Source organism: Robertmurraya beringensis (genome assembly GCF_042433785.1).
Lineage (GTDB): Bacteria > Bacillota > Bacilli > Bacillales > Cytobacillaceae > Robertmurraya_A > Robertmurraya_A beringensis.
Genome location: NZ_JBHLUU010000025.1, coordinates 1 through 14,339 on the forward strand (window position 1 = coordinate 1; position 14,339 = coordinate 14,339).

Annotated in this window: 10 protein-coding genes and 2 pseudogenes; 2 read left to right on the top strand and 10 right to left on the bottom strand. The window is 39.1% G+C overall.

The genetic code is table 11. From position 1 onward, the window contains the following. A pseudogene (locus ACFFHF_RS08405) lies at positions 1–209 on the top strand (DDE-type integrase/transposase/recombinase); the annotation flags it as partial. A gap of 240 nt (positions 210–449) precedes the next feature. Continuing rightward, positions 450–1,652, top strand: a pseudogene (helD, locus tag ACFFHF_RS08410) (RNA polymerase recycling motor HelD); the annotation flags it as partial. Positions 1,653–1,698: 46 nt separating this feature from the next. Here the strand turns inward: helD and ACFFHF_RS08415 are convergent. The 10 genes from ACFFHF_RS08415 to ACFFHF_RS08460 all read right to left on the bottom strand — a co-directional run bounded on the left by ACFFHF_RS08415 (position 1,699) and on the right by ACFFHF_RS08460 (position 14,269). Continuing rightward, positions 1,699–1,920, bottom strand: a complete 222-nt coding sequence (locus ACFFHF_RS08415; protein ID WP_377057869.1) for a YdbC family protein — start codon at positions 1,918–1,920, stop codon at positions 1,699–1,701. Positions 1,921–1,944: 24 nt separating this feature from the next. Then, positions 1,945–4,911 (bottom strand): restriction endonuclease, encoded by a 2,967-nt coding sequence (locus ACFFHF_RS08420; RefSeq protein ID WP_377057870.1) that lies wholly within the window; start codon positions 4,909–4,911, stop codon positions 1,945–1,947. Positions 4,912–4,922: 11 nt separating this feature from the next. Beyond that, the gene (locus tag ACFFHF_RS08425; RefSeq protein ID WP_377057871.1) at positions 4,923–6,794 is read right to left on the bottom strand and encodes a site-specific DNA-methyltransferase; all 1,872 of its coding nucleotides are present in this window, start codon (positions 6,792–6,794) and stop codon (positions 4,923–4,925) included. A 590-nt stretch (positions 6,795–7,384) separates the two neighbouring features. Continuing rightward, complete coding sequence (locus tag ACFFHF_RS08430; RefSeq protein WP_160548076.1) at positions 7,385–8,845, bottom strand: aldehyde dehydrogenase family protein; 1,461 nt, start codon at positions 8,843–8,845, stop codon at positions 7,385–7,387. 101 nt (positions 8,846–8,946) lie between these two features. Beyond that, positions 8,947–9,084 (bottom strand): GapA-binding peptide SR1P, encoded by a 138-nt coding sequence (locus tag ACFFHF_RS08435; protein ID WP_377057872.1) that lies wholly within the window; start codon positions 9,082–9,084, stop codon positions 8,947–8,949. Positions 9,085–9,109: 25 nt separating this feature from the next. Next, the gene (locus ACFFHF_RS08440) at positions 9,110–10,078 is read right to left on the bottom strand and encodes a transketolase C-terminal domain-containing protein (protein ID WP_160548078.1); all 969 of its coding nucleotides are present in this window, start codon (positions 10,076–10,078) and stop codon (positions 9,110–9,112) included. Positions 10,079–10,081: 3 nt separating this feature from the next. Further along, the gene (locus ACFFHF_RS08445; protein WP_377057873.1) at positions 10,082–10,954 is read right to left on the bottom strand and encodes a transketolase; all 873 of its coding nucleotides are present in this window, start codon (positions 10,952–10,954) and stop codon (positions 10,082–10,084) included. Positions 10,955–10,976: 22 nt separating this feature from the next. Then, positions 10,977–12,020, bottom strand: coding sequence for a zinc-dependent alcohol dehydrogenase (locus ACFFHF_RS08450; protein WP_340903651.1), 1,044 nt, complete (start codon positions 12,018–12,020; stop codon positions 10,977–10,979). An 11-nt stretch (positions 12,021–12,031) separates the two neighbouring features. Further along, complete coding sequence (locus ACFFHF_RS08455; RefSeq protein ID WP_340903652.1) at positions 12,032–12,817, bottom strand: SDR family oxidoreductase; 786 nt, start codon at positions 12,815–12,817, stop codon at positions 12,032–12,034. 21 nt (positions 12,818–12,838) lie between these two features. Next, positions 12,839–14,269, bottom strand: a complete 1,431-nt coding sequence (locus ACFFHF_RS08460; protein WP_377057874.1) for an MFS transporter — start codon at positions 14,267–14,269, stop codon at positions 12,839–12,841. Positions 14,270–14,339: the final 70 nt, after the last annotated feature.

A 14,339-nucleotide genomic window follows, 5' to 3' on the forward strand; every position in this document is an offset into this window, starting at 1 on the left:
CCACTCATGGATTCGGCTCTGAACATGGTTCCATTTCATACGTCACCTTATTTACGGCCTACTTTAACTTTTTGCGTCCGCATGCCGCCTTAGAAGGAAAAGTGCCCGTAGTGAATCCAGAACTCAATGGGCTTCCAACAATGCCAGCACGTTGGACAAAGCTCATTGGATTAGCACAACAATGGATAGTAGAACAAAGACAAGCCTAACTTTTTGTTTAGCTGAGCCCTTAAGCTAATTCAGCAATCGGCGGAGCGAACTCTTGACAAACCGAACTTGCCAATGGTTTAAAATGGAAACAACCAAGGGCTTATTTGGTATGCCTTCTTTTGTCCCTTCGCCCTTGTTAAACAATCCTCAAACCATTGGCGTGTTTGTCAAGAGCGATTGCGGCGCATCTCCATCCAGTAAATAGGAGAGAAACTAACCCTTTAGGTAGTTTTCATAAATCTTTTGACACTACCCGCTTCCCTAACAGGATTGAAAGATTGAAGGATTGGCTGGTGAAACAAATCAATAAAGCCGAAAAAGATGAACGAACAAAGTCATGGGTTCAGGAGGAAATCGAGCTGTTAAGTAATGAGGAATACCATAAGGCACATACCTTCTTAGCGAAAAAACGTGGATTCACTAGGGAAGAAATGGCCGATTATGAAATCGAGCCTGACGCATTGGCCCGACTGATTATTCACCAAAAATGGAAACCGTTGCGAAAACGAGTTCAGGCGTTGCATTTTGTAGATATTAAAAAGATATACCAACAGCTTTTTGCGGATCCTGAAGAAATCCATCAGTGGATTGACGGGGAAAAACCCGCCGAGTGGGCGGAGATTTGCCAGACGACGATCGAAAGGCTTGATGAAGGAAAATTAACGTACGAGGATGCTACTCCGTTCTTACTCATTCAAGAGCTGATTCTTGGCTTTCATTCGAACGGTTCGATCAAGCATATACTGATTGACGAGGCTCAGGATTATTCACCGTTTCAATTCGAGTTTCTCAAGCGTTTATTTCCTTCAGCAAAAATGACCGTGCTAGGTGACTTTAATCAGGCGATATTTGCCCATGCTAGCGATATGAATGATTTTCACCCTCTTATCAACTTATACGGACAGAGCGAAACGGAAGTCATCAACATGGCAAAAAGCTACCGATCCACCAAACCGATCATCGAATTTACCCGACATCTAGTGCCTAATGGTCATAAGATTATCCCTTTCGAACGCGACGGAGAACTACCCGTACTAACACAAGTGCTTGATCACACAGAGCTGCACCGCTCCATCGTTTCCAAAGTCGCCACATTAAGAAGTCAACATTTTAATAGTATTGCAATCATATGCAAATCCGCGGAGGAAAGCAAGAGCGCCTACGAAGCATTGTCCGACATCGACAATCTGAAGCTCTTAAGAAGTGGCTCGATGGAATATGAACAAGGCGTGGTTGTTATTCCGTCGTATTTATCCAAAGGCATCGAATTCGAAGCGGTCATTATATATGACGCATCAGAGAAAGTTTATGGAGATGAAAGCCTTCGCAGAATTTTCTATACCTCGTGCACGAGAGCTATGCATCATTTGCAGCTATACAGTGTAGGTGAACCAACTCCATTCTTGCGAAATAACAGGCAAGGAACGTTCGTTCAAGCATGAGGTTGAAAGGTAATAAGGCCGGCTTACATAGCCGGCCTTATTACCTTTATAATTCCAACCCATTTAATAGATTTCTTAATTCTTTCAATTCCTCTACCGTTAACGTGACACCTTTACCCATTTTCTCATGTTCAGGAGCCCATTCGCGGAGGTCATACTTAGGTGCTTTTCCATTCCAACTAATCAGGTTTAACTCCTTTGACCATCCTTTAGGAGATTGCGAAATCGAACCGATTGTTTCTTGAATTTCATACTTAATTTCTGCCATCGTCTTACCTCCCACCTCTTTAAATCAAGAATAAATGGAGCGCTGTTCGTTCGCTCGTTTAAAGGTAATCCCTGTATCTATTGCCGCAAAATGTTTTTCACCGCACCGAATTTTCGCCATTTCTGTCGTACGTACACCTTCCGCTGACGTGCTGCCTTTCGTTTCAACAATAAAATAGAGCTTGTCCGTTCCTTCTTGCTCCAAAGATAGTGCCCAGTCAGGGTTATATCTTCCTAACGGAGTTTTGATTTTAAACTCTTGTGGAAGTTTGATGTAAAATTTTACGTTTTTATCGGTTTCATAAGCCTGTGCAAAGTCTCTTTCTACATTTGAATCCACCACAACATGGTCATAAGGAGAGCGATTGTCATGCACACGAACGATCGAATCTGTATAGCTCTCAATATCTTCTTGTACAAATAAGGATTGTTCATACACTTCCCCATGTGGCAATTTCTCATATTTAATTCCATCAACCATCGCTAATCGTTTGGCCGAATTAATGATACGAGCGGTTTCCATCATATACGTTTGTGGGTTTCGTTTAAAATCACGCAACGTATCACTTTGTTTTAGGATGGCAATCAATGTCTTACGTGTTAACTTTGTTTCATTCTGTAGAAAAGTCAAAATGTCAGGAGCTTTTTTGTACTGGTTTTCAGACATCGCGAATGGTGTTTGCTCTTCAACAATTGTTTCAATCCCTGCCCCAGTTGTTTCTAATCGATGACGCTCGTATTCAAGCTTCACCATTCGAATTTCTAGTTCATCACTTAATTTACTTGCCGCTTGTTCTATAAAAGCCTTCGAATTCAATTGAATCGAGTAACTGGTTTTATACTTGATTCGCTCCCACAGCTCTAAAAATGGACCAGCAAGAGCTTCCTTATTTAATTTAACCGAAACTTTTTTGGCATTGTCTTTAATTTCAATCTTATCCACATTGAACTTTTGCCCAATGGCCGCAATAATCTTCTCTTTCATATCCACTGCCATTTCTTTAAAGCTCTCCGGAATATCAAAAGAACCGTCTTTTATCGCTTTCGCCAAGCTTTCCGTCCCTTTATTTTTGGCATCTACGAAGTTTTGGTCTTTCAAATACCCCACCAGTTCTTTTGATTTTTCATGGCCAAGTGGCGTTTTAAATCCTGTTTCTTCGTCCACTTCAACGACTAAGGAGCTAAATATATCCGCTGTAAACAGCCCGAAATCAACGCCTTCTTCCTCGTATTCTTGCTGAAGCCCTTTGGCAAATTCGTCGTAACTTTCATTAGCCATAATGGTTAGCGTGTTAACATCAAACCCTGGCATACGTTCCCCGTTTTGATTCACCGCAATCCGTAAACCACGTCCGATCTTTTGTCGTTTCGTAATGGTATCTCTTGTCTCAATCAGTGTACAGATTTGAAACACGTTAGGATTATCCCAACCTTCTTTTAATGCGGAGTGAGAGAAAATAAAGCGTAGCTTATGAGCTTTTTTAACATTTCCCTTTGACTCGTCATAAAAAGTAAGCAAATCCTCTTTATCTTTCATAATGATTTGGTACGTACTCTCATCCGCTTGACTTGAACCATTTGTATTTTTATAGCGGCCTTTATCAACCGAAAAATACCCATCATGAATTTCTGAAACTGGAATATGACGGTCGCGCAACACTTTATATTTCTCCGAGGAAATCACATCTTCATACTCTTCTTCAAAGATGGTTGCATATTCTCCATTGACCACTTTATTATTTTCATCATACTGACGATAACTTGATACATTATCTAAAAAGAAGAGACTCAATACCTTAATCCCGAGTGGATTCAGCTTCAGTTCCTTATTTAGGTGCTCTTCAATGGTTTTTCGAATTTGTCCACGTTTCAAATACAGATCATTCTCTAGCACTTCACTCAATCGGATGATGGACGGATTTCCTGAGAACTCGATATATTCATTTCCGGGTTCAGCAGAGATATCTTTTACAAAGCCGACTTGTTCGTAAGCGGCAATCCGTTTGGACTTCAAGTAGAGATCATCGTCTTTTTTAAGCTTGATTTCTTTTTTCTCAATCGACGTTTTGTTTTTGACAAACATCTCAATGGTGGCTGTAATCGAAGCTTTTGTCGATTTGATTCCCTTCAACATCATGTATGCTTCGTTTCCATCAATGGATTTTTTGATTCCAGCCACTTCTATTTGTTTTACCAGCTTTTGCTGATAGGCTTCTACCGGACCAAGTTTATAGAGCAAAGGATAGCTCTTATTTTTATGCGTTGCTGAAAAACGAAAGACGATTGAAGGGTTTAGTGCTGCAATCGCTTGTTGCGCATTTTCCGTGTTATCGACACTTTGAGGTTCATCAATAATCACGATAGGATTCGTTTCACTAACTAATTCTTTCGGTGAAATTCCGTATAAAGCATCCATGTCGTTGCGATTAAAAATATTATCATTGCTGTTAAATGACTGAATATTAATAATCATGATTTCGATATCCTCATTTGTTGCAAAGGCCTGTACATGATTGAGGTTTTTACTATCATACATAAATGCCCGATACACAATACCCTGCATTTGTGATTTAAAATAATCTTTGGTGATACCAATTGATTTCATTACCCCTTCTTTGATTGCAACCGAAGGGACGACAATAATAAACTTTGTAAATCCATACTTTCTGTTGAGTTCAAGAATGGATTTTAAATAGACAAAGGTTTTTCCTGTTCCTGTTTCCATTTCGATATTAAACTGTGGAGTGGGCATCGGAATGGACTCTGAAATGGGAATTCCTTGCTCAATTTGAATCTGCTGTACATTTTGTAATAATTTGCTTACGGATAAATCAATCTTATTTCCGATCCCCTTATCACCAAATAACTTTCCTTGTGCATCTTGATCCATAATGGTGTATTCAGATTTCCGTACTTGTTGACCATCGAATGCATTGATAATGGAGTTAATCGCATCACTCTGGTAACTAAGCTCATCAAATTGGATCTTCATACCACTCACCTCTATATCGTCAACAGATTATCTTCTGGATAACCTGCATCCTTTAACAATTCCATACAATTTAATTTTTCTGAATCATTCCCACCAAAGCCAGCATCGCTCAATACGACACTACTGGTTTCAATTCCATATTCATTCCGTTTATCAATAATGGATTGGGCAACCCTTGTATCAATGTGGTCGGAAAGACAAATAAATAAGTTGCCAAAGGCAATGTCATACACATTCTTTCCGTTCACTTCAAATACTTCGATTGGATAAGTGAGCTCTAAGCCATGTTTCAGCATAATTTCGTATACAATATCTAACTCCGATCTCTCATCCATAAACGGAGATTCAAATAAATCTAACTCATCTTCAATATTTTCAAAATCTGTATTCCACTCTCTAATATTGGATGAACTTAATCTTAGTACTTTAAATCCAATATCGAGACTCTCTGGATCTATACCAGCAGATTCTTGTTTGATTTTCTCACCAGCACGACGAATTCGTTCTTCCCCTATATCACAAATCGTTCGATATCCATCTTTATACGCTTCTGATTTCTCATCTAGAAGTTCTGGTAACTGGACCATAATAAACTTACGATTGCCACCATCCTCCGCATTTAGCTGCATCACCGCGTGGGCGGTTGTTGCCGAACCTGAAAAGAAATCTAATACAATGGAATCTGAATTGGTATAGAGCATTAGTAACCGTTTAATCAAATCGACTGGCTTCGGATATGTAAAATAAGATTTTTCATTAAATAATTTCTTAAGTGCTTGACTTGCACTTTGAGAGTGTCCCACCTCTTCATGTTTCCAAATCGTCATTGGCGTGACAGTCGATTTCACTTCAGACAAAAATCTTTTAACACGGGGAACATTATTTCCATCTTCTCCAAACCAAATTCGATTGTCAGCGAGAAATTCCTGATATCTTTCTTTTGTAAGAAGCCAACAGCGACCATCCGGTGGATAGATTTTTCTTCCCCCTGGTGTGGTAATTTCATATCTTTTTTCTTCAATCGCTGGACCAACCGAGAAGTTATCGCTCTGCCATGGACCTCTCGGATCATGATCTGGATTCTTATACCTCGCAAGCAATTCTTCGGTTTGAGGCAACCCGTTACAGATTAATTGATTCCTGTCTTTTGCATAACATAAAATGAAATCATGAGATTCAGAGAAATGCTTCTTTAAATTGATCGGTGCAAACGATCTTTCCCAAATGATTTGAGCAATAAAATTCCCTTCACCAAAAATTTCATTACAAATCATTTTTAATTTTTCTTGTTCACTATCATCAATGCTAATAAAAATAACTCCATCATCCGTGAGTACGTTACGAGCAAGTTTCAATCGTGCATACATCATATTTAACCAGTCTGTATGAAACCGACCATTACTTTCCGTATTGGTAGTCAGGCGATTGCCCTCTGCATCTATTTGACGTGTTTGCTCTAAATAATTTTGAACACCATCTCTGAAGTTATCTTTATAAACAAAGTCTTTTCCCGTATTATACGGAGGATCAATATAAATCATCTTAATCTTCCCATTATACGATTTTTGTAAAAGCTTCAATACCTCCAAGTTATCTCCCTCTATGTATAAATTCTCTGTTGAATCAAAGCCTTTACTTTTCTCAGGGTCTGGTCTTAAAGTCCCTTTCGATGGTTTTTGTGCTCCCAAAATCGTTTGTTTCTTCCCATGCCAAGTGAACTGATAGCGTTCACTCTTGTCCTCTACGGCTTCTCCTAGTACGGTCTTTAACTGATCAAAGTCGATTTTATCTCCATCTGTTAACACCTCTGGAAATAATTCTTTTAACCGTTCAAGATTTCTCTTAGTAAGATCTGTGGATTCCCCACTCAGTTTATTGTCCATGAAGCTATTACTCCCTTTCCATTAATGCCCGTTTTACACTTTTAAGCTTATTTGCCTCAACCTGCAAGGCAATTCGTTTATTCATTTATTTTTCCCGCTTGGCTTGAGCAACTACCGATATGTTCTAAGGGTATCTTCTTTTTCATGTTTTTAACAACAATATATATAATGCACCCCGTATATTCCTTAAAGATATGATAGCTGGAGGAGCATCTTCTATTTTACCATTTCATTAAAGCCTGTTAACCACTGATATTTATCCCATTCTGACTTACGGTATCTTCACTTTATAGACCAACTAAAAACGGTTCTAATTCATGGATTAAATCATTCTTTCTCCCATAGAAGGATTGAAATGTTTGTGTTAGTTCATCATTCTTATTTTAGCTGAATTTTAACAGATAAATCTATTTTGTAGAATTCGTATGAAGCAATCATGGGAGTTGTGAAGACTAATGGCACCGAGTCCTTACACCTCACTTCAATTCTTTTTATAAAACAAAAAAACTGAACAGAATGAACCAAGAAGTGGGTTCAAATCTGTTCAGTTTATGCCCAAAAGATGTAACATTACTTTGAATTATCTACTATTAAAAAGCGTATTTCCTTTCTTTTGTTTGGACAGATACCCATTTCATTGTTGTAAATTCATCGACTACCCATGGGTTTCCAAAGCGACCCATTCCACTTGATTTGTTACCACCGAATGGAATATTGGGTGCATCATTGACGGTTTGATCGTTAATATGTGTCATTCCTGCATCTATCTGAAGGGCATACTGTTCCCCTTTTACAAGATCACTTGTAAATATAGCCGAGCTTAAACCGGCTTGAGTATCATTTGCCATTTCAATCGCTTCTTCATCGCTTTCAGCTTTAATAATGAGTGCAATCGGTCCAAATAATTCTTTCTGAGCTAGTTCCCCATCATTCTTTACGTCTATAAAAATAGAAGGTGTTAGTACATTACCTTCACGTCTTCCTTCAAGGGCTACGGTTACTCCTTCTTTTTTCGCTTCCTCTATGTAACCTAGCGCTTTTTCGAGCTGACGTTCATTAATAAGTGGTCCAATGATTGTACTTGGATCCAGCGGATTACCTGTAGTCAATTCTTTTGTTCGCTCTACAAATTTTGAAACAAAAGATTCATACTGGTCTTTATGCACAATAATCCGGTTAATAATCATACAAATTTGTCCTTGATGAATGTATTTCCCAAATATCGCTGCATTAACGGCCTGGTCCACGTTGGCATCAGATAACACAACAAATGGACTGTTACCACCTAGTTCAAGTGCCACCCGTTTTAAATTTCGGCCAGCAATTCCACCAATATGACGCCCCACTGCTGTTGAACCCGTAAAGCTAATTAATTGTGGAATGGGATGAGTCAACATATCGTCACCCATCTCCTCAACATCTGTTAATAGCATATTAAAAACTCCAGCAGGAAGTCCCGCTTGTTCAAATGCTTTTGCTAGTACAACACCACCGACTAGACCGACTTGAATATCCGGTTTATGAACTACCGCATTACCAAGGACAATTGCTGGTACGATTGTTCTCATTGATAAGTTCATTGGGAAATTAAATGGTGAAATAGATAAAATGACACCCAAAGGTAATCGATAAATACGATTTACTTTTCCTTCTACACCAGTGGAGACTTCACGTACAGCACATGCTTCATCAGTATAATGAAGGGCTTCTTCCATTACTTCAATTGTAAGATGAAGTTCAACATTCGCTTTTAAAAGGGTTCCCCCTGTTTCACGACTGATGAGCTGAACAATCTCTTCTCGATTTTCTTTTAAGTAAGCAATTGCTTTTTCTACAACTGCTTTTCTCTCTTCCACATTTGATTTTGCCCATTCTTTTTGCGCTGCAGCAGCGGTTTCAAATGCTTGTTCCATCTGTTCTTTAGATGCAATATTCACTTCAGCAATAACCGAGTTGTCATACGGGTTCAAATCTTTATATACACGTCCACTGTCGCCACTCACCCATTCTCCGTTAATATAACTTTTAGTTAACAATTCATACTGTTGCATAGCTTTTCTCCCTCCGTATACATTTCATTGTAATCCTTCCGACCAAGTGCAAAAATAAGCCGACAAGATAAAAATAGGATGTCTTGTCGGCTCCTCACAATCTACGTTTCTGATAATTCTTCTTCAATATCTCTATTTTCATGACTACAACTAGTACAGTGACCATATATTATGCTGGACTTCTCTGAGGATATAAAATCGATTACCTGTTCACATTGTTGACAAACAAGTTGTGTCATTTGGTCATTCCCCTTTCACTATTAATTACCGATTTAAAAACTCACGTACTGTTTTCGCAATACCCTCTGGATCCATGCCATAGTATTTGTAAACATCATTTGGCTCACCTAATACCGCGAATTCATCTGGTAACCCAATGCGCTTAAACTTAGTAGGAATATTTGATTCCGCAATGATTTCCGCTACTGCCCCTCCGAGACCTCCATTGATACTTTGGTCTTCAACCGTAATGACACATCCCGTTTCATTTGCTGCCTTAAGAACGGCTTCTTCATCAAACGGTTTAATGGTATGCATATCTATCACTCTAGCGTAAATTCCGTTCTGTTCTAATTTTTGTGCTGCTTTCAATGACCAGTACACTGCGCTTCCTGTACCGATTAATGTTAAGTCTGAACCTTCTTTAATGGTAATGGATTTACCAAATTCAAATTCGTAATCATTATCCGCATATACATCTGGCTCAGCACCTCGGGCGATACGGATAATCATTGGTCCTGGATAATTCATTGACTGTCTAACCACTTTCGCACATTGATTGGCATCCGCCGGGCAAACAACAGTTAAATTGGGAACTGCACGGTAAAACGAAAGATCTGCTATCGCATTATGAGTCGGTCCTCCACCTGACGTTACGCCCGCATGGGTTCCGATTAAACGAACGGGGACATCGTTATAAGCAATATCTGCATGAATTTGGTCTGCTGCACGAAGGGGTAAAAATGGTCCAAATACTTGTGTAAAAACTACTTTTCCTGATAACGCAAGACCTGCAGACAACCCAACCTGATTGGCTTCAGCAATTCCAACATTGATACAACGGTCTGGGTACGCTTTCATTAATTTTCCGACTTCAGAAGATGGAGCCACGTTGTCTGAACAAACAAACGCAAAGTCCATTCCTTCGTCAGCCATTTTTCTCAATTCCGTTCCATATACCTCACGTGCAGATGATAATATTTGGTCAAAGTTTAAGCTCACTTCTACAGCCATAATTTATCTCACCTTTCTTGTGTTTTCGATAGATTCTATTGCCTTTTCCAAATCTTCTTTGTTCAAAACCCCTGCATGCCAACCTACGACATTTTCCATAAACGATACGCCTTTACCCTTTGTTGTATTTGAGATAATACAAATGGGTTTTCTTCGAATATGTGGATCAGATGGAGGAAGTGATTCTAGCGCCACACAAACTTCACCCATATCATTTCCATTCACCTCAATCACTTCCCAGCCAAACGCTCTCATTTTCTCATCCAGTGGATCAATGGAATTTGTTAGATTCGTAGGACCGGACATTTGCAGGTCATTTTTATCAATAATCGCTACTAGATTACCAAGTTGATAATGTCCTGCGGTCATAAATGCTTCCCAGTTCGTTCCCTCTTGAAGTTCACCATCACCGATAATACAGAATGTCCGCCAGTTTTCATTTGACATCCTTGCACCAAGGGCCAATCCTGTCGCTATTGGCATCCCATGACCTAGTGAACCAGTAGATGCTTCGATTGCATCCACATATTTTCGATTTGGATGCATACTGAATTTCGCTGTCTCTAGTGTTTCAAAATGATCAACCATATAATCCATTGTGTACATACCCATATCTTGATAAATGGTAAATAGTGCTTCTGCACAATGTCCTTTACTTAAAATAAGTCGGTCACGTTCAGGCATTTCTGGATTTTTCGGATCATAATTCATATATTTATAATAAAGGGCCACCGCCATATCAATCATTGACAATTCTCCACCTAAATGACCTGCGATGCCGATTCGATAAATAAAGGTACATAAATCTTTACGAATATCAATTGCTTTGTTTTCCAGTTCTTGAATCGTCCATTCATTTACAGTACTATTCATCATTTTCTCTCCTTTTTACTTTCTATTAATTACACTTAATTAGTACTTTTGGATATTTCCCACTCATATGAGCTTCGAAAGCTTCTACTCCGCGTTCAAGCGGGAAGATTTTTTGTGTAAAAGGCTCTAAATCAAGATGAGGCATCAATTGGATCGCACGTGGGAACGCATAAGGTGCGACAAAAGTACCCGAAATGGTTAATTCTTGTTCATAGCATTTTTTATAAAGGTTTAGAGGCATTTCGTAATCCTTTGGGAACATTGCAATATATAAAACGGTGCCCCCTCTTGATGCAATCTCTGTCGCTACATTTGCTGCACGCGGAGAACCTGATGCTTCTATGACGATATCAAAACCCCGTCCATCTGTAATGGTATTTGCTACTTCTCTAACATCCTCTTCAAGCGGATTGATGACATGCTCCGCTCCGAATGATTTTGCTAGATTTCGTCGATCTTCAATTGGTTCAATCAATGTAAGTGATGTTGCACCAAATCTTTTTAGTACCTGTAGCGTTAATAAGCCGATTGGACCGCCACCTGAAATGGCCACACGCTGTCCTACTCTCATATTTGCTTTATCAACAATTCGTACAGCAATTGAAATGGGTTCAAGTAAGCATGCTTCTTCAAGAGAGACAGTATCAGGTACTTTCCACACCTGTGACTCGTGCCAAACGATGTATTCAGACATACCTGGTCTGTTGTAATCATGTACGTTTTCACAAAATTGCTCTCGACCGTCTAAACAGTAGTAACAGGTTCCACAAAACTTTAAAAAGTTCCCTGCTACCCTGTCTCCTACTTTCAGTCCCTTTTTCGTCGCTTTTGGTCCAAGTTCTACAACAACTCCAGATACTTCATGACCAAGTCCAAATGGAGGCTCCCATCCAAACACGCCTTCCACAAGATGTGGGTCAGACCCACAAATGGAGCAGTATGCCACTTGAATTTTGACATCTTCTGCCCCAAGCTGTTGCTCAGGAAAATCAATGACTTCTACCGCTCCTCGTGTTTCCTCATTCGGATCATTTAATCGGCCGATCTTTACTGCGGCAATTGTTTTCAATATGTTCCCTCCTAGAGTGTTGTGGCAAATCCGCCATCTACATTAATCGTCCAGCCATTGATATAATTAGAAGCACTGCTGGCAAGAAATACTGCTGTACCCATTAAATCTGATGATACTCCCCAACGTCCCACTGGTATACGATCTTCAATCTTCGTGTAGAATGCTTGATCTTCCTGAAATCCTTTTGTCATTTCTGTTTCTAGAAACCCTGGTGCAATGGCATTTGTTTGGATATTATACTGACCTGCTTCATTCGCAAATACTTTGGTCAACCCGACAATGGCATGCTTACTTGTTGTATAAGGTGGACATTTTTTATCAGCCGTAAAAGCAAGTGCAGAAGCAATATTGATTATTTTTCCTGAACGTTGTTTAGCCATTTCTTTCACAACAAGATGACTCAAGTAATACACTGCGTTTAAGTTGACATCCATGACTTTTTCCCACAAATGGTCGGGATAATCCATAAAATCTGCAAATATTCCAACACCCGCATTATTTACGAGAATATCAATTTTCCCATACTCATTGATGCATCCTTCTACCACTTTTTGGACATAAGACTTATCTGTTAAATCTCCTTGGATAAATGCAACTTTTTGACCTGTTGCTTCGATTAATTCTTTTACTTCTGACACATGATCTGTAAAATGTGGGATATATAAATCAGCCCCTGCTTTTGCAAAAGCGACAGCATATGCCATTCCAAGCCCTTGATTGGCCCCTGTGACAATAGCAACTTTTCCCTTCAGTGAAAAGGCATCCAGTGAAAAATCGTTTAAATTATTTTCCAAATCACTCAACCTCCAAATCTATTAATTCTTTGCTCCATTTCGAATAGCCAACTCATCCATGATTTGTTCGACACGCTCTTCTGTTAAGTTATAAAACACCATAAAGATCACAAGTGTAACAAAACAAATGATCGCTGGTAATCCCGAAACTAGGAATAGAATTCCACCTAGCGCATCTGCAGATTGTGCAACGTTCGGCACATACCCTACGTTTGCTAATACCCAAGTTGGAATGACTCCACCAATGGTCATTGATGCTTTTAAACCAAGCCCAATTGTCGTGTATACAATCGCTGGATAGCGTTTTCCTGTGTTATATTCTGCATATTCAACAGCATCAGGAATAATTGACCATAAAATCCCCATTAATATTCCATAGCCAAATGACGCGACTCCCTTTGCAACCATCATCAGAGTAATGGCTGATACAGGAATAAAGTAAAGTGCTAATGAACCAAGTGCTGCAATCGTCAACCCTAAAGCGACAGTATTTTTCTTTTTTATTTTTCGAACAAGTAAGGGCACAAATGGAACAGCAATTACAGAAGGCAATACATTTAATAATGAAAATAACCCAATGAGATCTGTGCGATCGGCGTTATAGGTCATATAATAAATACCTGAGGCTGAAGCAACGGTATTAAATCCATAGACTCCCAGGAATAAAAGAAACAAAATGATGCTTGGACGATTGGTCGTTAACTGAATGAAAATGTCTTTAACCTTAACAGGATCTAGATGTGAAGTTGATTCAATCCGTTCTTTAATGGTTGTATAACTGTAGATTAATATCGCTGCAGTTATAATCGATAAGAGAATAACGGTTATTTGATATCCTGTAGCCTGGTCCTCTTTCCCAAAATAAGCGGATAAAATCGGAATGAACAATGCAACCACCACTCCGCCACCTTGCGCGAACATCATACGGATTGAGTTCAATTTTGTTCTTTCTTGTGGATCTGCTGTCATAACCGTTGTTAATGAAATGTATGGCTGGATAATGAATGTGAATAACATATTAAGTAAGTTATACGTTACATAGGCCCACACTAGCTTACCTGCATGCCCCATGTCTGGAACGGTATAGGTTAAAATCGCCATTAAAGCAAACGGGATAGCACCCCATAATATATAAGGCCTATATTTCCCCTTTTTAGGTTTCAACCGCTCCGTTATAGCCCCCATCATTGGATCGTTGATCATATCCCAAAATCTAGATAATAGGAACATCAAAGATACTTCGACAGCTGTCAGGCCATAAACATCTGTGTAGTAAAAAGTAATAAACATAAGTACTGCCTGAAATACTAGATTCATTGCAAAATCGACTAATGAATACCCCATGATTTCTTTTCTATCTAGCTTGTAAAAACCTGGTTTTGGACTTGTTTTAATATACCCCTTTGAATCTATTAATGCTTCCTCCTGTTTATAAACTGTTACGTTCTCCATTGTGACCCCCCTTTTTTGGTTTGAATCATCTTTCTTATTTTGAATTATAATGAATGCGTTTTCATAAAAA

Coding starts and splice junctions, on each gene's coding strand:
- ACFFHF_RS08445 (WP_377057873.1), bottom strand. CDS start 10,954: ATGATGAATAGTACTGTAAATGAATGGACGATTCAAGAACTGGAAAAC.
- ACFFHF_RS08430 (WP_160548076.1), bottom strand. CDS start 8,845: ATGCAACAGTATGAATTGTTAACTAAAAGTTATATTAACGGAGAATGG.
- ACFFHF_RS08420 (WP_377057870.1), bottom strand. CDS start 4,911: ATGAAGATCCAATTTGATGAGCTTAGTTACCAGAGTGATGCGATTAAC.
- ACFFHF_RS08460 (WP_377057874.1), bottom strand. CDS start 14,269: ATGGAGAACGTAACAGTTTATAAACAGGAGGAAGCATTAATAGATTCA.
- ACFFHF_RS08440 (WP_160548078.1), bottom strand. CDS start 10,078: ATGGCTGTAGAAGTGAGCTTAAACTTTGACCAAATATTATCATCTGCA.
- ACFFHF_RS08425 (WP_377057871.1), bottom strand. CDS start 6,794: ATGGACAATAAACTGAGTGGGGAATCCACAGATCTTACTAAGAGAAAT.
- ACFFHF_RS08435 (WP_377057872.1), bottom strand. CDS start 9,084: ATGACACAACTTGTTTGTCAACAATGTGAACAGGTAATCGATTTTATA.
- ACFFHF_RS08415 (WP_377057869.1), bottom strand. CDS start 1,920: ATGGCAGAAATTAAGTATGAAATTCAAGAAACAATCGGTTCGATTTCG.